The organism is Oceanobacillus sp. NCCP-135, assembly GCF_059698015.1.
In genome coordinates this window covers 14,443-37,310 of record NZ_BAAKSZ010000014.1, presented here as the reverse complement: position 1 = coordinate 37,310, position 22,868 = coordinate 14,443, and the positions used below count along the sequence as shown (strand labels likewise).

Below are 22,868 nucleotides of genomic sequence, written 5' to 3'. Positions count from 1 at the left end.
CCAATAATACCCATTAAATTAAAACCGGGATATACTACAATATCTACAGCCTTTTCATGTGGTCTCACAGAAAGGGTATTTTTTGAATTAAGAAACACGAACATACGATTGATTTTAAATGGTTTCATTTCTGCAAGTCAGACTCTAGCTTTAAGTACCCATATTACTTCATAATGGAATTCACTATCTGTCATTATTGACCTCATCAACTAACTTATCGAATTCCTTTTCATCCCCACTGTAATATAATAAATCTTGATACCGATTTTTTCTTGCGTCCCTCAATTGTTCTAAAATATCTTTGTTTAAAAATATCGCCTTTATCATTCGCTTTTTTTGCGTCCCAGTAAAGTCGCTGAAATATAAATTACCATTAGATTCCGAAAGTGAAAGATTATATGTCTTCCCTTCTGTTGTAAAAGTGTACATGTTTTCGTCCGTTTGTAAGGCTTCATACATAGCACCGTCATCATTCTTTACGTGTATCTTCATGAAGGGTAGCCTCCTTTACTAATGAAATTTATATGAGAAAGATAATTCAAAATGTATTTTTAAACTTCTTTAATTTAAATTCTAAATGAAATCTTTGCGAAATACTACTGTACACTTTAAAGATCCCTTATTATAAGATCCTGTTCAGGTTACCCTCGAACTCATCCCATCTCACTCACATTTTACCAATTGCTTTATAAATATTTAACAAAAAAAGTGCAAAACTAAGGGGAACTTCTAACATACAAAGGATGTTTTCCATGTGTAAGAATAAACAGCTGATCATTATTATTATGATCCTTTCCATATTTACTACTGCACCAGCATACAGTTACAGTGAGGCTTTACCGGAAATGCATGTGCATTTTATCGACGTTGGACAGGGTGACAGCATTCTTATTCAAACACCAAAGAAGACGATCCTTATTGATGGTGGCCCACCTGAAGCGGGAAAAAAGGTAGTTTCTTTCCTGAAAAGTAAGCAAATAGAAACAATTGATCTCCTCATTGCTACACATCCGGATATTGATCATATTGGCGGGCTACCACTGGTCATGAAGTCGGTTAAGATTAAACAAATACTCGATTCCGGAAAACTACATTCAACAAAAACCTATGCCAGATATATTAATCAAATATATAAACAGAATATACCAATTAAAATCGCTAAACAAAATGAGCATATAACCATTGATTCGATGCTGAAAATAAAAGTATTAAATACGTATGAAAAAAATAAAAGTAATAATCAATCCTCGATTGCATTAAAAATAAGCTATAACGAATTTGATATGTTATTAATGAGTGACGTGGAAATAGAGCAGGAAAAATCACTCCTGCAGAAACAGGATCTGCAATCAGAAATTATTAAAGTTGCTCATCATGGTTCCAATACAAGTACATCACTTGAATTTCTTCAGGAAGTCAATCCACAAATAGCTATACTTACCTATAGTAAGGAGAATGATTATGGGCATCCAGTAGATCGGGTTGTTGAAAATTTATACAAAGTAAATGCTACGATATACTCGACAGCGGCTTTTGGCAATGTGGAAATTAGAACAAATGGGATGGATTATTTAATTATCCCAGAAAGAGATCCAATCAATAATATAGAAAAAAACACAGGATGAATAATTTTTCATTAATCATTTTCTAAAAAAATATGTACAAATATATATAAAAATGATATCATAATGATATAAAAATGAATTCAAAAGGGGAGAGTTTGTTATTAAACGAACAGGTGAAGTTATACTAGGAATAATTGGAGCAGTAGTATTTACTTTTATATCAATTATGGGTATTGCCATGATTTTGCTACACAATAATCAAGATCTCGTACAAGAAATTTTAAATGAGGGTACTGCAGAAGAATTTCCCGAGATTGCTATGATGGATTTTAATGAATTTATCAATTTCATGGGAGAGTTTGGCTGGCAAATTACGATAGCTTCAGTAATTGCAATAATATTAGGCATTATTGCGATGATCTTACTCAAAGGAAATAAAAAGCCTAAAGCTGCTGGAATCATTTTTATTGCAGCAGTTGTTTTGGCTGCTTTTGCGAATATAGGTCTGGCAGTTATGGGTGGTATCTTTTATCTGATTGCAGGGATTATGTGTTTAGCTCGGAAAGACAAGACAGCTAATGAAGGAATATAGGGTAATGGAAAGGACTTAGTTGAATGTGTAATGTGCAGCCTTTTTTTGAAATAAGGAAGGGGAGATCTGATGATCCAGGAAAAACAGGCTTGGGGAATGAATGGCTTTCTAGGTATTATTATCATTGCATTGTTATTAGCTGGTACGGTTTTTAGTTTCCTACAGCTCCAATTTGTATTAGGTGGTATTTGTTTAATTGTGGCAATTACATTAGGTAGTGGAATAACGCTCGTTCAGCCTAATCAATCAATTGTTGTCATTTTTCTGGGGAAATATATGGGAACGATTCGCCGTGAAGGGATTATCGTTACCGTTCCATTTTCAGTGAGACGAACAATTTCATTAAGAGTGCGAAATTTTAACAGTAAAAGGCTAAAAGTAAATGATGTAAATGGAAATCCGATTGAAATTGCTGCTGTAATAGTATTTAAGGTTATTGATGCAGCGAAGGCTGTATTTGATGTGGATCGCTATGAACAATTTGTCGAAATTCAAAGTGAAACAGCGATCCGGGCTGTTGCTACAAAGTATCCTTATGATACATACGAAAATGTGGAGTTGACACTTCGGGGCAATGCCGAAGAGGTTTCTAATGAGCTGACGACAGAGCTACAGGAACGCTTGCGAGTAGCTGGAGTTGAGGTAATTGAAGCAAGACTTACACATCTGGCCTATTCCACCGAAATTGCTCAAGTCATGCTGCAACGTCAACAAGCCAGTGCGATCATTGCTGCCCGAAAAAAGATCGTTGAAGGTGCTGTTGGAATGGTACAGGATGCAATTGAACAACTGGAACATGACGGATTAGTCGAGCTTGATGATGAACGTCGGGTTGCGATGGCAAATAATTTACTTGTAGCCATTGTTTCTGATCATGGAGCACAGCCAGTAATCAACACTGGATCATTATATCAATAACAAAGAGGGTTTTTATGGCTAAGAAGAAGAATTTTCCGTTACGTATCGACCCACAATTATATGATATTCTGCAATCATGGGCAAAAGACGAATTCCGCAGTGTCAATAGCCATGTGGAGTTTTTATTAAGAGAATCAGCTAAAAAGGCTGGTCGATTACCAAAAAAAGAAGATAAGAAGATCGGAGAAGATTAAGGATTAGCATTTAAATTGTGCTAATCCTTATTTTTTTTGAAAAGGCTGTTTTTCGCAGAGATTGGGACTGCGCACTGCTCGTCCCACCGAAGTGATTTGGGACTGCGATTATTCGCCCCACCAAAAGACTTGTTGTTATTCTACACCATAGTTGATAGAAAATGCGACAGAGTAAAATTCTTTCGTGTGACGTGTTCACTCATTAGAATGCTGGTTGAGTTCTAAAACTCGCTTTGGCAGAATACTTCGCTTTCCGCGGGCATGGCCTCAGCCTCCTCGAGAAAACCACTCTGGGGGTCTTCGGACACGTGCTATTCCCGCAGGAGTCTTCGTATTCTGCCTACGCTAGTGGAGACTGTCTTTAAAGTTTTATGCAATCAAATGCTAAATCTTTTTTTAGAGAGAAGCACTATCCCAGCGGAGGAAACACATGTAGACTCCTGCGGGAGGAAAGGCATAGGTGAGACCCCGCAGTGCGTAGCACGAGGAGGCTCACCAGCCGCCCGCGGAAAGCGAAATGTGTTTCCGGAGCGCTGGACTAGCACTCATCTTGTAAAGACCGAGAAGAAGTCACGCTAAGACTACGTCGCAGATTATAGAAACTACGAAAGTTAAAAAAGCAATAGTAATCTGGTGGCGCGAACGAAGTGTAGTCCCACATTTTAAAAAAGGCCTTTTTTTCGAAAAAACTATTGACAAAAATAACAAATGGTTATATGGTTAGTCGCATAAGTAATTAACCAATTAACGAAGGAGCCTATGATGAGAAAATCATTAGACGAAAACAAACCAATCTTCCTTCAAATAAAAGAACAGTTAGAGGACTCAATCATCGATGGAAATATAAAAGCGGGGGAAAGAGTTCCTTCGACCAACGAATTTGCAGCCTATTATAATATCAATCCAGCCACTGCTGCAAAAGGGATCAATGAGCTTGTTACAGAGTCAATTCTTTTCAAAAAAAGGGGTGTTGGAATGTTTGTCACAGAAGATGCGAAGGAAATTCTAATCGAAAAGCACAAGAAATCATTTTACAACAATTATGTGCTTCCATTAAAAAATGAGGCTAATAAGCTACGAATTAATGAAAATGAATTAATGGAAATGGTGAAAAGGGAGGATAACCAATGAAAATTGAAGTGAAAAACCTATCCAAGAAATACAAGGATAATCATGCACTAAAAAGCATTTCATTTACCTTGGAAGAACCGAAAATTTACGGTTTGCTTGGGAGAAATGGTGCTGGGAAAACAACCTTTATGGATATTTTAGCCGGGCAAATTTTAGCAAGTGGCGGACAAATATTAATCGATGGGGAGAACCCATTTGATAATCAGCGTTTAACGGAGTCCATTTGTTTAATAAAAGAAGGGAATAATTTCAGGAAAGATTTAAAAGTGAAGAATATACTCAAAATTTATTCATTTTTTTACCCAAAATGGGATAAGGATCTTGCAGAGGCGTTAATTAAAGAATACAATCTCAATCTTAATTCGAAAGTAAAAACACTATCCAAAGGAATGGAATCAGCTCTGGGAATTACCGTTGGGTTAGCAAGTAAAGCACCAATTACCATCTTTGATGAACCATATATTGGGCTTGATGCACCTTCAAGAAAAAAGTTCTATGAAATCATGCTGGAGGAATACCAAGCAGAAAAGCGCACCATTATTTTCTCGACACACTTAATTGATGAGGTGAGTTTATTATTTGAGGAAGTTTTGATATTGCGTGATGGGTCATTGATCCTGCAAGAAGAGTCAGAAATCCTTAGAGATAATACAATCGCAGTATCCGGAACCATCGAGGAAGTGGAAGTATTTCTTTCCGACAAAGAAGTGATTGAGAAGAAACAACTTGCAGGGATGATGACAGCATATGTGTATGGAAATGTGGAAGAGGCGAAACTGCGTGGGCTGAACGTGGAAGGTGTACCAATTCAGGAATTAATGATTTATTTAACGGAAAGAAAGAAGGGGGCTTAGATTATGGCTAGACAAATAAAAGGATTACTTTATTTCTTTATTGCAGACATTCGCTATTCATTGATGATTTTTTGGACGATTTTGCTAAGTATTTTAGTCGTTTCACTAGCCTTTTCCTATTTCTTACTAAGTGTTGAAGATGGAAAAATCTTTTTTGCATTCACGATTCCAATCTATGTTTATTGTGCTATTGTCGGCTTTTTAACTGTTAAGGACAGTATTCCTTTTGCATTAAAAATAGGTGCAACCAGAAAAAATATATTTATCAGTATTGGTTTGTTTTTCTTAGGATTGGCATTTGTAAAATCTATTATCGCCAATACATTACATGCCCTAACATTATTATTTACAGAGGCTACTGATATTCACACGTTTCATTTTATACATGCTGCATCACTGTTACAGGATACATGGTTAACAAGGGTTTTCGTGGATACATCCATTGCGTTCTTTTTCTTCGCAGTCATGTTTATTGTTGGTTTGTTATTTTATAGGTATGGATTAGCAGGTGGTGGAACTGTAGCAGGGATAGGTGTTGTTGTATTACTTCTTGGGATTGCACAGGGTTGGATCTTTGACTTTTTTGTCGAACTGATCTCAGATTTAGAGGTAACCTTCTTCTTTCAAATGCTCGGTGTGGGGATAGGGATATACATTCTGTCATTCCTGCTGGTAAGAAGGATAACGACTGTTAAGGTGAAATAAAAAAAGGGACTGAAGCTTATTAAATAGCTTCGGTCCCTTTTTAGTTTGCAAGCTCCTTATTCTTAAATATAAAAATCGAAGCTACAACTAAAATAATCGAAATCACTATCGTAGCAATCGCTGAACCTATCAGATCTGAAGAAATTGTGTCTGTCATCAGCATGTCAAATATATGACTGGATAGGTTATTTGGGCTCCACTCGAGTACATGGGCGAAGACTTGTGTTACAACACTCATCAGCATGATCGTTATGATAGTTAGAAAAGCTACCAACCCTGGCGTTTTGAATAATGTATTATAAAAAATGGAAAGTGAAACGACAAGCATAAACCATAAACCATAGAAAAATACAATTTGCAGGAGAGCTGTAAAAGCTAGTTCGCCATAAAGAATGTTCGTATAATACCAGCTTGCAAGCATTCCAACAAACAATGATCCCCATACAATGACAAGTAGTGCAGCCCATTTAGCGCTTATATAATTTTTATAGGAAACAGGCTTTACTAAGACAAGCTCCGAAACACCACTTTTTCGCTCGCCTGCAATTGTACCCATAGACATGAGGACAATAATTAAAACACCAAGACTGCTGAATTGTCCGAGACTCATCATCACAACTTCTGCTGGAGTGAATTCCGGTAGTTCTATTACTGTTCCATCTGGTACGCCTCCGACAGATTCAATGATTTGTGGTAAATAATAATTGGAAATCGGATCTAAAATCGCAATTAAAATGATAACTAAAGGTACCCAGATCCATTTTTTATTACGCCAATTTTCCAGCATTTCCTTTTTGAATAATGTAGACCATTGCATTAGTTATTCACCACTTTCATAAACATGTCCTCAAGGGAAGCACGATTGAGCGTAAAGCTTGATAACGGCCAGTTTCCACTTGCAGCAGCGGTTAGTATATCCTGTCTTGCCTTGATAATATCGGTTGCTGTTACATGTAGTATATTTCTTTCAATATAACTATCTATAACACTAGTAAGCTTATTAACTTTTAATTGATAGCCATCCAGATCATTCTGAAATTGCAGTTCAATCCTGGAAGTTTGATATTTTTGACGCAACTCGGCCATGGAACCAGATTCCATAATCTCCCCATTACCTAGTAGCAGCAGCTCATCACTAATCTCGTCAGCATCACTTAAAATATGGGTGGAGAAGAGTATCGTCATTTCCTTCTTTAGTTCTTCCATTAGTGTTAAAACTTCACGGCGGCCAATTGGATCCAGTGATGAAACAGGTTCATCAAGCATTAATAGCTTTGGCTTATGAATGATTGCCTGCGCAATACCCAGCCGCTGTTTCATCCCACCGGAGTATTTTCCGATACGCTGATGTTTTGCTTCAGAGATTCCCACTTTTATGAGGAGTTTCTCTGCACGTTTACTGGCTTCAGTTTTTGAGAGAAAGGCAAGCTGTCCACTGTAAACTAAAAATTCCATACCTGTCATCCATGTATAAAAAACAGGAAATTGCGGCAGATAGCCGATGTGTTTTCTAATATCGTCATTTTCTTTCATATCCGTAAATTTTACCGTTCCTGAAGAAGGTTTCAGATGGCCGGCTAATGTTCGTAAAATAGTTGTCTTTCCAGCACCATTTGGCCCGATTAGTGCAATACATTTACCAGACTGAAATTCAAAGCTGATATGTTTAACTGCTGCTTTGCTGTCATATGTTTTAGAAAGATTTTTTATTGTTAATAAAGTCATTAACGCTGGCTCCTTCCGAAAATGAAATATAATATTGGCCCGAAAATATTTACGAAGATAATGATGAAAAACCACATCCATTTTGGACCATTTGTATTGTCAGCTTTCGCCCAATCAATCATTGCAATAATTATTAAAATACCTTGAATCACAAGAACAGGTGCGACAACTGCCCAATTAATCGCATCGAAAAATTCCTGCATATTTAAACCTCCCATCTCAATTTAAGCTCCCAGTAAAATAGGGATGCCTACAGCTAATAAAATGATGAGCAGAAAAACTATCCATGCCAGTGGTCTTGCCAGATTAATAGTCCAGCCTACTCCAAACCTTTTTTCTAAAAAGAGGGCAGGATCATTTTTATTAAAATAAAACTGGCCAAGCTTCCAATAGTGATCATCATCACGATCAATAATATTTCCATTTTCCCCTGAACTTGTTTTAATACGACTGCCACCCTGGCCTGTAGTGATGGAAAGGGCAATGGCGCCCAGCGTGACGGCAAGACTGAATACAAGTAGTACGATCGTCAACAGCTGCTGATTTATTGGATAGATGAATGATAGCTGAATAAAGGAAAACATTAATGTTAAAGCAGTACCTGTAATGATGATATAAAGCGACCATCTTCGTCTGAAAATGATGTTCCTCCGGATGGATTCCTTGGGCTTCTCTGCATTGATTTGCTGTTTTGCCTTGGCAATGATTGTGTTTACAAATAAAAAGAGCAATGTTAAATACAGTTGCATGATCGGCATGATAAGCACAGATCGATAGGACTTATCTGCCCAATTTGTGACCTCGCCTTGAAAGTTATACTGCATAGGGATTCGATCCGGTATTTGATGATAGGACTGAAATGTGAAAGCAATAGTTGCGAATGCGATGATAAATGAAAATATAAACCATAGATTTGAATAGGTTATCTTCTGATCCCGAAAATGAATATCAATAAATACCTGCTGTGATTTCTCCTTCGCCCAATTTTCCTTTGCCTTCAGTGCTTTCATAGTACGATGGAACTTCAAATAAATGAGAAAACTACTGATTATATATACAGCGATTATGATGCCAAATAAGATACTGATTGTATTTTCATCATTTTCAATGGAGGTGCCAAGCAGTAAAAAGATTCCCATCACTAAAATACTAAGAATTCCTGTAATCATTGCGTATTGTTTTCGCATCGCTTTTAGTTTCGGATTATCGTAGACTTCCTCTGGTATCGAAACTCCAAAGCTTTCTGTTTTTCTGGTCCAATAGGGAGTAAACATCAAAAAAATAAAAACCGGGGTCAATATCAGGAATAATAAAACAATCATCATTGTACTCATCTACATGTCACCTTCTTCCTTTTTAAATTCAGTAAATAATTGACTGCAAAGCTCTAAAAACTCTTCCTCTGAAACATTTCGACATATAGATTCAGCAATTAGGGGATGTAGCTTACTTTTGAGCTGATCCCTATACGCTTTATCGGCTTCAGGCACACCTTCAGGGTTAACCACCACACCCTTTTGCCGATGGATTAAAATAAATCCTTCCTGTTTTAAATGCTGATAGGCTTTGTTGACGGTATGAAGATTAATTCCGATGTCAGCAGCTAAAGATCTGACAGATGGCAATGCTTCGCCAGGGTGAATTTTCTTTTTTGCAATGCCTTCAATGATTTGATGGATAAGCTGAACGTAAATTGGTTGCTTTGATTCAAAATCCAAACTTATAAACACATTCAATTGCACTTCCTTTTTATGTGTCATCTGTTATAGTTATAGTATAACAGATGACACATGATGTCAATACAATATAATATTAAATTTATTAACAGGTAAAAGTGTATATCCATTAGACTTCCGTTATATGTCCACAGTATCCACAGGTTAAGCAACAATCTCCTGTGCATAAGTAAGTCTTGTTGTAAAAGTATTTATGGAACTTACGCACAGCTTGTGGATTAGTGTGGATAATTTTTGCTCAAATAAAAAGACTCCTTTCCCAAACTTTGAAACCGCGGTTACTCATCCCACCAAAATACTGGGACTGCGCGCTACTTGCCCCACCGGAATAATTTGTTGCTTTTTAACCTTCAAAGTTTACATCCACCACGAAGCACATAACAATAATCTATGCAAAAAAGGTCAATAAAAAAAGGAAACGAAAGCACTTCAGCTTCGATTTCCTTTTTGAGACAACTCGTTATAGATTTTGTCTGCCTGTTTAAATTCTTTTTGATAACGAACTTCCTGTGTTTTTGATAAAAACTTTTCTCTGTGGTTCAGTTTCGACTTTCCTCTCATTTTCCATCCCTCACTTTTGGTTTTAGGATGTCCACATCAATAGCGGATTATACGTTACTTCACGAAACTTCTTCTCCTGTTGGTGCAGGTTCAATGGATGCAAATTGCTGATAGGACAGATAATGTTCCTTCGTAATTATAAATAGATCATAGACTTCTCCCGTCTTATTAATTTGTTGATAAACTTCCGTGTAGATAGTGTTTCCAAATGCTACATATGGCAATTTTAATACTGCCTTCATAGACCTTGTGTTGTTTTTTCGTACCTTCATGAAAATACCATCAATTTCGTGAGTAAAAAATAATTCATCAAAAAATTGTTCCTTTGCACGCTTATTATATCCTTTTCCAAAATAAGGCTGGCCGATCCAGGTAGCTAGAAAACCGTGATTTTTATCGATATCAAATAAATTAATCGTGCCAATTGGATGATAATATTCATCGACTATCGTTCGGGAAATTAACTCCCCATTTTCTTCAGCTTCCATGGTTTGTTTTGTTATAAAATAAAACTCATCACACGTAGCAGCTTTTTGTCTGACATAGGGAAATACTTCTGGATGTAATAACAGTTCAAATAATACCGGCACCTCATGTAAATCACGTGCTTTCAGCATAAAAATACCCTCCTTATTGACACAGGAGAGTACCTAAATATCCATAAGGAAATCTAGTTAGTCAGTACCCACCCGCGAATTTTCAGTTAACGTTCAACAAAAAAATTCGGGGTGGGAATCGAACCCACTAGAACCAGTCATAGCTGGTGGCGCACCATTTGCCTTCCCTATTTAATTCTTTGATATAGTAAAACTACTATTTTCTTCAGCTCTTTCGTCTTTTGATATTTATATTTTACAATCATTTTTACTAAAAGGGAATCATTTTTTTATTTTTTTACTATAAAATTTCTCGACAAATTTCTACATTTTTTTAGACATTGTTGCTCTTAATGCTTCCTTTAAATAGGGGTAAGCAAACTGGTAATTATTATCCATGGCTTTCTTCGGGAGAACGTATTGTCCCTTTCTTATAAGTTGACTCATTTCTCCGATAGCAACACGTATTAATGGGGAAGGTGTCGTTAACCAGTAAGGTCGTTTTAATACAGCTGCTAACGTTTTAGTGAAATCCTTATTCCGTTTTGGATTTGGAGAAGTAACATTAACCGGACCTTTTATATGCTTGTTAAACAAACAAAACTGTATTAAATTAACAACATCTTCTATATGGATCCATGAAATCCATTGCTCCCCATTACCAATTTTCCCACCAGCAAACATTTTTACAGGAAGGCTCATGTAGGGTAGGGCTCCTTCATTACCTAAAATAACACCAAACCTTGTATATACTGTTCGAATACCAAGATCCTCTGCCTGTTTTGCTGTTTTTTCCCATTCTACAGATACCTTTGCCAAAAAGTCCATACCCGCTGTTTCTGTAGTTTCCGTGAATATGATGTCCTCAGAAATACCGTAAAAACCAACCGCTGATCCACTAATGAATACGTCTGGCTTTTTATCTAATTTTTTCATGATATTAAGGACTTTTTTCGTTGTTTCAATTCTGCTGTTTAAGATCGCTTCTTTTTTGGATTTTGACCAGTAGCCAAAAAGTGATTCACCAGCAAGGTTAATGACAGCATGTATAACGGGTAAGCTTTCAACTGGGTAGTCATAGCTTATGTATGTGATTTTCTCGGTGTTTGTATATTTATCCAAAGTTCTTGTTAGTATGAAAATATGGTGATTTTTCTCAAGTAGTGAGGATGTGAGGTTTTTTCCAACAAATCCTGTTCCACCAGTAATTAATATGTTCAACATTCATCCCTCCTATCTAATAGTATCTATAATTAGTATATGCAATTAATAACGATTCTTACAGTAGTGCCCGGGAATTTTTCTCATCGAATGGCTTCATTCCTTGACGATTTTTATATTTCTCGAAGCAGGAACTTTTGCCACTGATTTGTTAATATAAGGGAAAGGGGTGAGAAACTTTGAAAAAAATTGCCCGGATCACTACACAAAAGAAATATAAGAATCGGTATAATATCTTTTTGAATGAAGGCACGGACGAAAAGTACGGCTTTAGTGTAGATGAAACTATATTAATTGAATATAAGCTTCGAAAAGGTCTTGAATTGGACGATTCCATGATTGCTACACTCATCAAAAAAGATAATGTACATAAATCATATACCCAAGCTATCCATTTTCTAAGCTACCGAATGCGAACAAAAAAGGAAATTTATGATTATTTAGTGAAAAAGGAAGTAGAACCAGAGCATATCACACAAATTATGGAAAAATTAGAAAACCAAAATCTGCTGGATGATAAGCTATTTGCGGAAATGTTTGTTCGAACAAGGATGAACACTTCGTCAAAAGGACCATTGCTAATCAAGAAAGAACTGTTGGAAAAAGGGGTTTCAGCAAGGGTAGCGGGTAATGCAGTTGAAAACTACCCATACGAAATTCAATATGAAAAAGTATTAAAATGGGTGAAAAAAAAGATAAATAGAGGTAAAAAGGAATCTTTTCGTAAACAAATACAAAATCTACAAGCAACATTGATTCAGAAGGGCTTTACACAAGATGTGGTGAAAGAGGCTTTAGCAAATATAAATGAAGCAAAGGATGATGACGTAGAATGGGATGCACTCGTTTATCAAGGTGAAAAGCTGCTAAAAAAATACCAACAAAAATTTGATGGCTATGAACTGCGTAATAAGCTGAAGGAAGGATTATTTCGCAAGGGTTTTCCAATGGAATTGATTAATCGATTTTTGGATGAACAATGAGTTAGAGGGGATTAATTATTATCTAAAAATAATTCTGGCATAAAACTGACATCCATTAGGGATAATAGATATGTATTATCATTGAATAATGAACTAGTGGAGGTACTTACATGATACAACAAAATCTACATCAGCAATTACAACAAGCAAGCCAGCAAATACAAGATGCCGGGGAAAATATCCGACATGCTCAAGGGTCAGATTCCGAGTTGCTTGAACGAGCAGAACAGCAGCTCAAGTCAGCTGAACAAGTACTTGAAAATGCTCAAGGCCAAGCAGGAACAAAAGCAACGGAAAACGCCCATTTTCAGCAGGCTTTTGAACAATTGCATGATGCCCGTCAGCAGGTGCAGGAAGCGCAGCAGAATAATAGTGATGTATTATAATTTGGGAACCTTGTATAATTCAAATTATTGTTCTCAAGAGAAGCCGAAACAGGTATAGACAGTCCCATAGAATGTCCTTCTATCCCTTTACGTCGTTTTTTATATCCAATACGAAGAATTAATATAAGAAAAAAGGAGGTAGTGCACCAAAATATCTTTAGAGCACTGCCTTCCAAATTTTAACGATCTACAAAAATTTCCTTTCTTCCATCATCTTCATTGAAAATTTGTTCTGCGACAATTTCCGGTCCTTTTAATTTTTCGGGTTCATCCACATGTGTGGAGTTTTTCCAGAATGGTGTATTCATTCCCCCCATATATACTGCAGTAATCGAGAGTTGTTCATTTTCCCACTCTTTTTGAAGGCTCTCCGTAAAGCCTCTTACAGCAAATTTGCTCGCACAATAGATGGATTCATTTACTTTTCCTCTCAGACCTGCAGTGGAAATAATTGTTAAAATTCTCCCATTGCTTTTTCTAATTAAGGGAAGCGCAGACTGAACCGTATAAATCGTACCTTTCACATTTGTATCCAATGTTGTTTCAATTTCATTAATTTTATATTGATCCAATGGACCAAATATTCCAATTCCTGCATTGTTAATAAATACATCAAGCTCACCAATCTGTTGAAAGGCAATACTAACAGAAGCTTCTTCACTAACGTCACATAAAATAACTTCAGCATGTCCATTAATATCAAGAATTTCACTTTTCACCATTTGTAATTTACTATCTGTACGTCCAAGTAAAAACACTTGATAATTATTTTTTGCATATTGAAGTGCTAAAGCACGTCCAAGACCACTTCCAGCCCCAGTAATAGCAATATTTGGCATGAATTTTCCCCCCTGTTCTTATAAAAATTTAAATAAATTTATGGTAACTTCATTTCTATTGTCTTAAACAATTGATAAAATGTAAAATGATAGGTTGAAGGGAGAGTGTAAAATGAATTATCGATATAGTGATTATTCCATTGAGCAATTACGTACAGAAATAGGGAAGCTCAAAGAAAAGGCACAGAAGGCTGAACAACTTGGCAATATTAGTGAGGTTGCAATTAATGAAAGAAAAATGCAGGTTGCTTTAGCATACACACTTAACCCAAGGGATTTTGAGGATGGGAAAAAATATAAGTTAAAAATGGAACCTGGTTATAACTTCAAAATTAATTACGTAAATGGAGTATTTGCCTGGGGCCATCGGATAAATCTTTTAAATGAAGTGTATGAAAAAGAAGAAGCGATTCCGATATCGCTGTTAGGTGATAGACTGAAAAAATAATAAACAAACAGCAGGCGATGATTCCTGCTGTTTGTGCGTGGACTTCTCCACAACGCTCGAAAACGCAGCCGAAGCTATTCAGTAGAGAGCTTCTCAATGCCCGAATCGACCACATTAGGTGCCACATTTTGCCAGGGAGGATTTAAATTGGGCTTTCTTCTACATATAATTTACTTTGCAGCTTGTTTTCTGAGAAAATCCATCCCGTATAGGAACTCATAATCCGCATATTGTCATCAATTTGAACAACTGCGACAAATGGGTAATAGCCTTTGGAACGATATCGTAAATCAATGAAGCGGACTTCTGTAAAATCATCATAGTCGTTCACTTCCCAGCGATAAACTGGTGAGAATGATAAGAAAGCTGAAATGTTTTTATCTTTTTGTGCTAATTCCATGATGGCTGAATTAGGTAATGGAACCTTGTTATATTCATCAACAATTTCGATATGACCATTTTCTGCAGCACCAACATAAAATTTTGAATCAGTTGTAATTGCAACCCGCCAATAATTTTGTTTAAGGGTTGGTGATGTTGCGATTTGTTCAGTATCTGGAAAATGGGCTTTGATTTTTTTGACAATTTCTCGTTTATCGATAAAGCGTTTGATATAATACAGGATAATTACTGCATAAATAATCAGCCACGTATATCCCGGGTTAGCTCCCAGTGCCCATACACCAATACCTGCGATATGCAGCATGAAAATATAAGGATCAAACGTATTGATAAACCCATGGGCTATCCATTTACTGGTAAATGGTCGATAGGCTTGTGTGCCATATGCATTAAATATATCGACAAACACATGGATGATCACTGCTAAAAACGTCCATATCCATAGATGTAGAAAATTAACCTGTGGAACAAACATATAAATAATCGATGCAATCAGTATTCCCCAAAGGATAACTGCAGGTACGGAATGTGTTGCACCGCGGTGATGTCTTATATAGGTTGCATTATTTTTAAGCTTCAATACGGTATCAAAGTCAGGAGCATGAGAACCAACGATTGTTCCGACTAGTACTGCATTGAATAGTGCAGGGTCATTTTGCACAACAGGATCTAATGTAGCGAGTCCTCCAAGTGCAACACCCATCACTATGTGTGTTCCGGTATCCATAGAAATAGGTCCTCCTTAGGTTTTCAATTAATTTTTATAAAGTTCGATAAAATTTTTACTTATTTTGCTTATTGTATCATAAAGGGTGTGCTATTATGACTGAAAAAACGTTACAATATTTTAACACTTCAAGATTTCAACAGGAGCTACTTAATTGGTATCATTCCAATAAACGTGATTTACCATGGCGTAAAGATCAGGATCCATATAAGATTTGGGTATCAGAAATTATGCTTCAGCAAACAAAGGTTGATACGGTTATTCCTTATTTTCTTCGTTTTATTGACAAATTTCCAACGGTATATGAATTAGCTGCTGCTGATCCTCAGGACGTTTTAAAGGCATGGGAGGGTCTAGGTTATTATTCCCGAGCAAGAAACTTACAAAACGCAGTTCGTGAAGTTGTTGCTTCCTACGGGGGAGAGGTACCTGATAATCCAAGGGAATTAGAATCATTAAAAGGTGTTGGCCCATACACTAAAGGAGCTATCCTGTCCATTGCTTATGATAAACCGGAACCAGCAGTAGATGGTAATGTAATGCGCGTTTTTTCACGTATTTTAAAAATCGAAGAAAATATTGCTGAGCAACGCACGAAAAAAATAGTTGATGCTTATGTTCGTGAACTGATTAGTGAAGAAGACCCAGCATCATTTAATCAGGCAGTCATGGAACTGGGTGCGCTAGTTTGTACACCTAAATCCCCGGCATGTTTACTTTGCCCGGTCCAGGAACACTGCTTGGCCTTTGCTGAAGGAATGGAAGAAATCCTCCCGATTAAAGCAAAAGCTAAAAAGCAAAAAACAAAAGCATATGTTGTTCTGCTTATAAAAAATGATAAAAGTGAATACATCATAGAGAAGCGCTCAGAAAAAGGATTATTAGCAAATTTATGGCAGTTTCCTATGGTTCCAATGGATGAAGTAGACTGGGATCATGTTGGAAATTGGATTTACAGTGAATATGGATTAGATATAAAAATTAATGAAGAAAAAGGTAAATTAAAGCATATTTTTTCACATCTTATATGGCAAATGGATATTTTTGAAGCCGAAACTTCTCAGCAAGATTTAGAAGATGCGCGGCTATTATTTGTAGGGAAAGATAATTTTAAAAAATACCCATTCCCTGTATCTCACCAGAAAATGATGCAATATCTTGAAGAGAAATAAGTTTTTTATGGAAGATTCTAATCCCTTTGCTGCATTTCCTTATTGATCTCATGCAGAATCGTCAGGCCTTCCGGATTTATATATGGCAAAAGCTGTGACAATGCATGCTGAAAATAATCTAATTCTTCATTATTCCATTTCGTTTTGCTGATCATTGACAATTCAGTGAAGTCTCTGATGTTCATGGATTTCTCCTCCAATGCATTTGAGTGCTTGCAAATAATTTATGTTAATTTACTGGTTTTTATTCAATTGTGGTATATTTTCCCATTTTAAAAATAATGGATAACAATTAGTAAAATGGATAAATTAATTATTGCGGAGGTGATACTGATGGCTAAAAAACCTAATAAGTCAGCTGCAGGTACAAACGTTCAAAAAGTAAAGCAACAAAATCAACAAGCTGCTCAAGGACAAGGTCAGTACGGTACTGAATTTGCTTCTGAGACAGATGCTCAACAAGTTAAAAAACAAAATCAAAAGTCTCAAGCCAAGAAAAAGTAATTACCTACCCCGTTAACAAAGCAAAAAGAGCTTCCTTTCTCCAAGGAAGCTCTTTTTATAGTTTTTCTGTAAGGTTGTTGGTTTATCACGGATTAACGGGCTGTAATACCCCCACTTCCAAGCGTGAGAAATCCCAAACGTGAAGGTGGGGGATAAACAGCCCGGCTAGGTTATGTGTAGTTTTGTCCGTGAGAGGCGTTCACATGGACAGTTTGGGCTAAATAATGAGAGGTTTTGTCCGTGAGAGGCGCACTCATGGACAGTTTAGACTAAATAATGAGTGTTTTTGTCCGTGAGGGGCGTACTCATGGACAGTTTAGGCTAAATAATGAGCGTTTTTGTCCGTGAGAGGCGCACTCATGGACAGTTTAGGCTAAATAATGAGTGTTTTTGTCCGTGAGGGGCGCACTCATGGACAGTTTAGGCTAAATAATGAGTGTTTTTGTCCATGAGGGGCGTTCACATGGACAGTTTAGGCTAAATAATGAGCGTTTTTGTCCATGAGGGGCGTTCACATGGACAGTTTAGGCTAAATAATGAGCGTTTTTGTCCGTGAGGGGCGCACTCATGGACAGTTTAGGCTAAATAATGAGCGTTTTTGTCCGTGAGAGGCGTTCACATGGACAGTTTGGGCTAAATAATGAGCGTTTTTGTCCGTGAGAGGCGTTCTATTGTACAGTTTGCACCAGGGTTTTATCGGTTCGGTAATAGTAAGGGATTCTATTGAATAAATCGCACTAGATTTTGGTAATATCTTTTTTCTAAAACTATATCACCACATTACATACAGTCATAATACTTTATATTTCTTTTTGTTGGCATTATAATATATGCAGGATTAGAAACGGCTGATGAAAATGTAGCAGAAAGGAAGATAGTATGGTTGCTCCGAGACCAGGATCTAAAATGCAAATACAAAGCTATAAACATGATGGGAGCTTACATCGTGTTTGGGAAAACAGTATAGTTCTAAAAGGAACGGAAACAGTAGTTATCGGGGCAAATGACAAAACAACAGTGACAGAAAGCGATGGGAGGACATGGATAACAAGGGAGCCGGCAATTTGTTATTTTCATGCGAAACATTGGTTTAATATTATCGGAATGCTGAGAAATGATGGCATCTACTATTACTGCAATATAAGCTCTCCATTTGTTTATGATGAAGAAGCATTGAAATATATTGATTATGATCTAGATGTGAAGGTATATCCGGATATGACTTATGATTTATTGGATGAAGATGAATACAGAGAACATAGTGCACAAATGAATTACCCAAGAGTTTTGGATCGTATTTTGCATAATAATATTGATTATCTATTACGATGGGTTCGCCAAAATAAAGGACCATTCGCACCAGAATTTGTCGATGGGTGGTATGAACGGTATTTAACATACCGATAACTTTAAGCAAGAAACTTTGGGACTGCAGACTCTGTTCATCCCGTCAAAATCCTTTGGGAGTTCACGTTGTTCGTCCCATCAAAAACCCCTTGTTACTACCTGTAGCAAGGCTTTTCTATTAATTATTAAGGAAGATTAATTTATGAGCAGTGTTAAGCAATACTTGGAATTTGTAAAACCATATAAATGGAAAATTTTTTGGACGATACTAATTGGTATTTTGAAATTTGGAATCCCATTACTAATGCCATTAATAATAAAATATGTGATTGATAATATTATTGATGCAGAAAACATGAATAATTCAGAAAAAATAACAGAGCTTATTTGGTTGATGGGAATTGCATTTGTGATTTTTCTTTTATTACGTCCTCCAATAGAATATATTCGACAATACCTAGCGCAATGGGTAGGTAACAGAATCCTATATGATATAAGGGACAGGCTGTTTGATCACATTCAGAAGTTAAGTCTGAGATTCTATTCGAAGACAAAAACCGGGGAAATTATTTCCCGGGTAATACATGATGTCGAACAAACGAAAACTTTCGTGGTTACTGGGTTAATGAACGTATGGCTGGATTTAATCACGATTCTAATTGCTATTGCAATCATGCTGACAATGGATGTAGCCTTAACAATTGTTGCAATAATTTTGTTCCCGTTATATGGCTTTTCAGTAAAATATTTCTATGCAAAATTAAGAAGACTAACTCGTGATCGATCACAATCATTAGCTGAAGTACAAGGGCATTTACATGAGCGAGTTCAAGGGATGCCTGTAACAAGAAGTTTTGCTTTGGAAGAATATGAACAGGATCAATTTGGTAATCGAAATGATGATTTCTGGGAAAAATCGATTAATCATACAATTTGGAATGCAAAAACATTTGCAGTAACAAATACAATTACAGATATAGCCCCACTCCTCGTTATTGGTTTTGCTGGGTATCAAGTAATAAATGGCAATATTTCAATGGGGACAATGGTAGCTTTTGTCGGATATATGGAAAGAGTGTACAGTCCATTGAGACGCTTGGTGAATTCGTCAACGGTTTTAGTACAATCGATTGCGTCAATTGATCGTGTATTTGAATTTTTAAATGAAAAATATGATATTTTTGATAAAAAAAATGCGAAAGAGCTTGGGCGTGTAGATGGATCTGTTGAAATCTCCAATGTCTCTTTTCGATATGAGGAAGAAGAAAATCAGGTTTTAAGGAATATTAGTTTGAATGTAAAACGTGGGGAAACCATTGCCTTTGTTGGCATGAGTGGTGGAGGAAAATCGACATTAATCAGTTTGATTCCCCGATTTTATGATGTTACAGGTGGATCAATAAAGGTTGATGGCATTGACATTCGTGATGTAAAGGCACGATCACTCAGAAATAACATCGGCATGGTCCTCCAGGATAATACATTATTTAGTGAATCCATTGCCATGAATATACGAATGGGCAATCCTGATGCAACAGACGAAGAGGTTATAGCTGCAGCAAAAGCGGCAAATGCTCATGAGTTTGTTGAAAATCTACCAAATGGCTATGATACTCAAGTAGGGGAGCGTGGAGTGAAATTATCAGGTGGGCAAAAACAGCGGATTGCCATTGCAAGAGTATTTTTGAAAAATCCACCAATATTAATTTTTGATGAGGCAACATCAGCATTAGATTTAGAAAGTGAGCATACGATTCAGGAAGCGGTTGAAAAACTAGCATCGGAACGTACAACATTTATCGTGGCCCACCGCCTGGCAACCATTACACATGCTGATCGGATCGTAGTTATCGAAAATGGTGAGATTGTTGAGATGGGCTCACATGATGAGCTGATGCGAAAGCAAGGAAGCTATCATGATTTGTATCAGGTGCAGGATTTGGATGATGGAAGTGAAAAGGTTGTTGGGAAATAGGTTTTGTTGTGGAATTATCCCGAATGTAGTAACGGGTTACTTGGTGTGAAATGATAGAATGCTGATTAAATCATAAGCAGAAAGTATATTGGTTTTTGATTAAGTCATTATATTAACAAGGCTTAGAGAAATTTATCGAAGTCTTTTTGTGCGCAACGGGCAGTCGCACAAAAAGACCGCCATAATGGTGATGTTAGTCATTGCCCGTGTTAAAGTTCACTTTAACTCAAAAATTATTTGGTGCTGCTGGTGGCTGTGATTTTTTTCGGGATAAAATATGCAATGGAAGCAGAAATAAAACCAATAAATAATGTTAACAGAAATGGATTATGGCTACTTTTAATACTAGTTTCTTGAGGTGAATTAACACTCATATTCCAAGCCTCTTCTATGTCTGGAGTATATGTGAATGTAAGAAACACTCCAGACAATACCTGGAATAGTGTAAATAGTAATATAAAACTAATTGCAAAAATAATATATTTTTTCACTGTTGACACTCCCTGTTATTTTGTCCAATATACCTTACGTACAAACTGGCCAACTAAAAGTTTCACTAGCAATGAAATTAAAGCTTCTCTCCAGGTTTACAAATTCAATTTAGCTATCTCTGCAAAATTTAAACCCTTAGCGAGCCACGGAATCCTCTTGCGCCATAGTAGGAGTCCGCACCGTTGTGATACACGAAGACGTGCCCGAAACGATAATCACAAAAAAGGGCACCACCGAGTTCTCTAATATCAGCAGGTGTTTGCACCCAACTCGACGTTTTCTTATCAAAATTTCCAAGTTCCTGCAGCGCTCGGTATTGTTCTTCCCTTAAAATTTCAATGCTCATGGCAGTTGCCATATCAACCGCATTATTCTCCGGTTTATGTTTTTTTCTTGACTCAAGCGCTGTGCGATCGTAGCAAACACTTCTGCGACCTTTAGGACTTTCCGGGGAACAATCATAAAAGATATATTCGCCATTATCATGACCTACAACATCCGGTTCACCGCCAGTTACCTCCATTTCATTGAGTGACCACAGTTTTTCAGTATTGGCATCCAGCTTTGCCTGGACCTTAGCCCATTCAAGACCTTCATGCCGGTGCATGTTTTTTTCAAAACGGTCTTTCAATAAACTGAGTAATTCCTCACGTTGTTCTAGTGATAACTCCTTTATATTGCCGGTTTTATTTCCATTTGTCATGTTAGTTTCCTCCTTGTTTTTACTCATAATGGTTTAAGTATATATAAATTTTTGTATTTAATAAATCATTTCAATTAAAGGTACCCAATCCAATTATGGGAAACGTCTTATATCGAATATTCACAAACTTACACGTTATTAAAAAGTATTAATGATTCTTGAGTAACTTGTATGGGTAAACTACCAGCAGAGAAAATAAATGATATTGACGAAGCATTGTACATTGATTTGAATATCAGCGAGGATAAACCTCATAATAATTAAGATGTAAGTTATTTTTATAATTTTCAGTATCTTTCATAAAGTACGGGAAAAATAATAGGGTTGTTTCTTTAAATACACATTATACCGGTTCCGAATAAACCAACTGATTCAACCTTCCCCGCAAAATGTGTTTGAACCTGATTTTTTTAATTTAATAGAGTAATTACCCTGTGCCTTACAGCATATTGGTGAAATAAATTAACATTTTTGTTACCATATAAATATTCCGATAAGACAAGGAGCAAAACAAATGAGGGACACATTACAACTAAGACCACTTGAGAAAGAAGATTTGGAATTCATTTATGAAATGCGCACGAATCCTAGTGTGATGGATTACTGGTTTGAAGAGCCTTATACAACAATGGAAAAAATGAAGAAATCCTATGAGGCAGGAATAGACAGTGATTCACATAGACAATTCATGCTTTATCATTTGGAAGAAAAAGTCGGTTATCTAGGTCTTTACGATATTGATGATCGCCACCGGAACGCAGAATTTGCAATTATGATTGCTCTTGCACAGCAAGGTAAAGGTTATGCAACTGACGCCACACAATTGATTGTCGAGTATGGCTTCAATCAATTGAACTTAAACAAACTATTCTTATATGTGGATAAGATCAATGAAAAAGCAGCTCACATTTATCAAAAAGTCGGATTCCAAATTGAAGGAGAGCTGAAAAGGCATTTCTTCGTGGATGGCAGCTATCATGATGCGTATATTATGAGTTTGTTTCGGGAGGATTATGTGAGCAAGCGATAATAGAAGGGCTGGACCAACAATGATGTTGGATCAGCCCTTCTTATTTTAAACATTTAAACCTC

Annotated in this window: 29 protein-coding genes; 15 read left to right on the top strand and 14 right to left on the bottom strand. The window is 36.5% G+C overall.

From position 1 onward, the window contains the following. Positions 1–183 precede the first annotated feature (183 nt). Positions 184–492 carry a hypothetical protein gene (locus tag AC6HVZ_RS11300; protein WP_497558268.1) on the bottom strand — a complete coding sequence of 103 codons (309 nt, stop codon included), beginning with the start codon at positions 490–492 and terminating at the stop codon, positions 184–186. A 260-nt stretch (positions 493–752) separates the two neighbouring features. Here AC6HVZ_RS11300 and AC6HVZ_RS11295 point away from each other — a divergent pair, with 260 nt between their 5' ends. From AC6HVZ_RS11295 to AC6HVZ_RS11265, 7 genes are all read left to right on the top strand, one after another. Further along, positions 753–1,625 carry a ComEC/Rec2 family competence protein gene (locus tag AC6HVZ_RS11295; protein WP_497558267.1) on the top strand — a complete coding sequence of 291 codons (873 nt, stop codon included), beginning with the start codon at positions 753–755 and terminating at the stop codon, positions 1,623–1,625. A gap of 100 nt (positions 1,626–1,725) precedes the next feature. Further along, positions 1,726–2,157, top strand: a complete 432-nt coding sequence (locus AC6HVZ_RS11290; RefSeq protein ID WP_497558326.1) for a DUF4064 domain-containing protein — start codon at positions 1,726–1,728, stop codon at positions 2,155–2,157. Between the two features lie 69 nt (positions 2,158–2,226). Next, entirely contained in the window at positions 2,227–3,075 is an 849-nt protein-coding gene (locus AC6HVZ_RS11285) for an SPFH domain-containing protein (RefSeq protein ID WP_497558266.1), read from the top strand. 14 nt (positions 3,076–3,089) lie between these two features. Then, positions 3,090–3,269 (top strand): type II toxin-antitoxin system antitoxin, encoded by a 180-nt coding sequence (locus AC6HVZ_RS11280; RefSeq protein ID WP_497558265.1) that lies wholly within the window; start codon positions 3,090–3,092, stop codon positions 3,267–3,269. A 762-nt stretch (positions 3,270–4,031) separates the two neighbouring features. Next, positions 4,032–4,400 carry a GntR family transcriptional regulator gene (locus AC6HVZ_RS11275; protein ID WP_497558264.1) on the top strand — a complete coding sequence of 123 codons (369 nt, stop codon included), beginning with the start codon at positions 4,032–4,034 and terminating at the stop codon, positions 4,398–4,400. After that, positions 4,397–5,254, top strand: a complete 858-nt coding sequence (locus tag AC6HVZ_RS11270) for an ABC transporter ATP-binding protein (protein WP_497558263.1) — start codon at positions 4,397–4,399, stop codon at positions 5,252–5,254. Before AC6HVZ_RS11275 ends, AC6HVZ_RS11270 begins: the two co-directional genes overlap by 4 nt. Positions 5,255–5,257: 3 nt before the next feature. After that, positions 5,258–5,959 (top strand): hypothetical protein, encoded by a 702-nt coding sequence (locus AC6HVZ_RS11265; protein ID WP_497558262.1) that lies wholly within the window; start codon positions 5,258–5,260, stop codon positions 5,957–5,959. 40 nt (positions 5,960–5,999) lie between these two features. On the opposite strand, the gene AC6HVZ_RS11260 is transcribed toward AC6HVZ_RS11265, so the two are convergent. From AC6HVZ_RS11260 to AC6HVZ_RS11225, 8 genes are all read right to left on the bottom strand, one after another. After that, positions 6,000–6,776, bottom strand: coding sequence for an ABC transporter permease (locus AC6HVZ_RS11260; RefSeq protein ID WP_497558261.1), 777 nt, complete (start codon positions 6,774–6,776; stop codon positions 6,000–6,002). Continuing rightward, the gene (locus AC6HVZ_RS11255; protein ID WP_497558260.1) at positions 6,776–7,684 is read right to left on the bottom strand and encodes an ABC transporter ATP-binding protein; all 909 of its coding nucleotides are present in this window, start codon (positions 7,682–7,684) and stop codon (positions 6,776–6,778) included. Before AC6HVZ_RS11255 ends, AC6HVZ_RS11260 begins: the two co-directional genes overlap by 1 nt. Continuing rightward, positions 7,684–7,887: a PLDc N-terminal domain-containing protein gene (locus tag AC6HVZ_RS11250; protein ID WP_497558259.1), complete on the bottom strand. Its 204-nt coding sequence runs from the start codon at positions 7,885–7,887 to the stop codon at positions 7,684–7,686. The genes AC6HVZ_RS11255 and AC6HVZ_RS11250 overlap by 1 nt, the downstream gene beginning before the upstream one ends. Positions 7,888–7,908: 21 nt before the next feature. Continuing rightward, positions 7,909–9,018, bottom strand: a complete 1,110-nt coding sequence (locus AC6HVZ_RS11245; RefSeq protein WP_497558258.1) for a DUF1648 domain-containing protein — start codon at positions 9,016–9,018, stop codon at positions 7,909–7,911. Next, positions 9,019–9,414: a GntR family transcriptional regulator gene (locus AC6HVZ_RS11240; RefSeq protein ID WP_497558325.1), complete on the bottom strand. Its 396-nt coding sequence runs from the start codon at positions 9,412–9,414 to the stop codon at positions 9,019–9,021. A 435-nt stretch (positions 9,415–9,849) separates the two neighbouring features. Beyond that, positions 9,850–9,981 carry a YfhE family protein gene (locus tag AC6HVZ_RS11235; protein ID WP_497558257.1) on the bottom strand — a complete coding sequence of 44 codons (132 nt, stop codon included), beginning with the start codon at positions 9,979–9,981 and terminating at the stop codon, positions 9,850–9,852. 59 nt (positions 9,982–10,040) lie between these two features. Further along, complete coding sequence (locus tag AC6HVZ_RS11230; RefSeq protein WP_497558256.1) at positions 10,041–10,598, bottom strand: GNAT family N-acetyltransferase; 558 nt, start codon at positions 10,596–10,598, stop codon at positions 10,041–10,043. A gap of 303 nt (positions 10,599–10,901) precedes the next feature. Continuing rightward, on the bottom strand, positions 10,902–11,801 hold the full coding sequence (locus tag AC6HVZ_RS11225; RefSeq protein ID WP_497558255.1) for a TIGR01777 family oxidoreductase: 900 nt from the start codon (positions 11,799–11,801) through the stop codon (positions 10,902–10,904). 176 nt (positions 11,802–11,977) lie between these two features. Between AC6HVZ_RS11225 and recX the strand changes: the two genes are divergently transcribed. Beyond that, on the top strand, positions 11,978–12,781 hold the full coding sequence (recX, locus tag AC6HVZ_RS11220; protein ID WP_497558254.1) for a recombination regulator RecX: 804 nt from the start codon (positions 11,978–11,980) through the stop codon (positions 12,779–12,781). Between the two features lie 110 nt (positions 12,782–12,891). After that, positions 12,892–13,167, top strand: coding sequence for a hypothetical protein (locus tag AC6HVZ_RS11215; RefSeq protein WP_497558253.1), 276 nt, complete (start codon positions 12,892–12,894; stop codon positions 13,165–13,167). 179 nt (positions 13,168–13,346) lie between these two features. On the opposite strand, the gene AC6HVZ_RS11210 is transcribed toward AC6HVZ_RS11215, so the two are convergent. Further along, positions 13,347–14,006, bottom strand: coding sequence for an SDR family NAD(P)-dependent oxidoreductase (locus AC6HVZ_RS11210; RefSeq protein ID WP_497558252.1), 660 nt, complete (start codon positions 14,004–14,006; stop codon positions 13,347–13,349). Positions 14,007–14,118: 112 nt separating this feature from the next. Here AC6HVZ_RS11210 and AC6HVZ_RS11205 point away from each other — a divergent pair, with 112 nt between their 5' ends. Continuing rightward, the gene (locus tag AC6HVZ_RS11205; protein ID WP_497558251.1) at positions 14,119–14,454 is read left to right on the top strand and encodes a YfhH family protein; all 336 of its coding nucleotides are present in this window, start codon (positions 14,119–14,121) and stop codon (positions 14,452–14,454) included. Positions 14,455–14,596: 142 nt separating this feature from the next. Here AC6HVZ_RS11205 and AC6HVZ_RS11200 read toward each other — a convergent pair whose 3' ends face one another. Further along, on the bottom strand, positions 14,597–15,583 hold the full coding sequence (locus tag AC6HVZ_RS11200; protein WP_497558250.1) for a metal-dependent hydrolase: 987 nt from the start codon (positions 15,581–15,583) through the stop codon (positions 14,597–14,599). A 95-nt stretch (positions 15,584–15,678) separates the two neighbouring features. On the opposite strand from AC6HVZ_RS11200, the gene mutY reads away from it, so the two are divergent. Further along, positions 15,679–16,755: an A/G-specific adenine glycosylase gene (mutY, locus tag AC6HVZ_RS11195; protein WP_497558249.1), complete on the top strand. Its 1,077-nt coding sequence runs from the start codon at positions 15,679–15,681 to the stop codon at positions 16,753–16,755. A 17-nt stretch (positions 16,756–16,772) separates the two neighbouring features. Here the strand turns inward: mutY and yfhS are convergent, their stop codons facing one another. After that, positions 16,773–16,940 (bottom strand): mother cell protein YfhS, encoded by a 168-nt coding sequence (gene yfhS, locus AC6HVZ_RS11190; RefSeq protein WP_497558248.1) that lies wholly within the window; start codon positions 16,938–16,940, stop codon positions 16,773–16,775. Between the two features lie 148 nt (positions 16,941–17,088). On the opposite strand from yfhS, the gene AC6HVZ_RS11185 reads away from it, so the two are divergent. The 3 genes from AC6HVZ_RS11185 (at position 17,089) to AC6HVZ_RS11175 (ending at position 20,581) form a co-directional block, all read left to right on the top strand. Beyond that, positions 17,089–17,259: a gamma-type small acid-soluble spore protein gene (locus tag AC6HVZ_RS11185; protein ID WP_497558247.1), complete on the top strand. Its 171-nt coding sequence runs from the start codon at positions 17,089–17,091 to the stop codon at positions 17,257–17,259. 879 nt (positions 17,260–18,138) lie between these two features. Further along, the gene (ntdP, locus tag AC6HVZ_RS11180; protein ID WP_497558246.1) at positions 18,139–18,666 is read left to right on the top strand and encodes a nucleoside tri-diphosphate phosphatase; all 528 of its coding nucleotides are present in this window, start codon (positions 18,139–18,141) and stop codon (positions 18,664–18,666) included. A 142-nt stretch (positions 18,667–18,808) separates the two neighbouring features. Beyond that, on the top strand, positions 18,809–20,581 hold the full coding sequence (locus AC6HVZ_RS11175; protein ID WP_497558245.1) for an ABC transporter ATP-binding protein: 1,773 nt from the start codon (positions 18,809–18,811) through the stop codon (positions 20,579–20,581). A 233-nt stretch (positions 20,582–20,814) separates the two neighbouring features. Here AC6HVZ_RS11175 and AC6HVZ_RS11170 read toward each other — a convergent pair whose 3' ends face one another. Together AC6HVZ_RS11170 and AC6HVZ_RS11165 are read right to left on the bottom strand one after the other, a co-directional pair. Then, positions 20,815–21,072 (bottom strand): hypothetical protein, encoded by a 258-nt coding sequence (locus tag AC6HVZ_RS11170; protein ID WP_497558244.1) that lies wholly within the window; start codon positions 21,070–21,072, stop codon positions 20,815–20,817. A 128-nt stretch (positions 21,073–21,200) separates the two neighbouring features. Continuing rightward, positions 21,201–21,776 (bottom strand): DUF4256 domain-containing protein, encoded by a 576-nt coding sequence (locus AC6HVZ_RS11165; protein WP_497558324.1) that lies wholly within the window; start codon positions 21,774–21,776, stop codon positions 21,201–21,203. Positions 21,777–22,290: 514 nt separating this feature from the next. On the opposite strand from AC6HVZ_RS11165, the gene AC6HVZ_RS11160 reads away from it, so the two are divergent. Beyond that, entirely contained in the window at positions 22,291–22,806 is a 516-nt protein-coding gene (locus AC6HVZ_RS11160) for a GNAT family N-acetyltransferase (RefSeq protein WP_497558243.1), read from the top strand. Positions 22,807–22,868 lie beyond the last annotated feature (62 nt).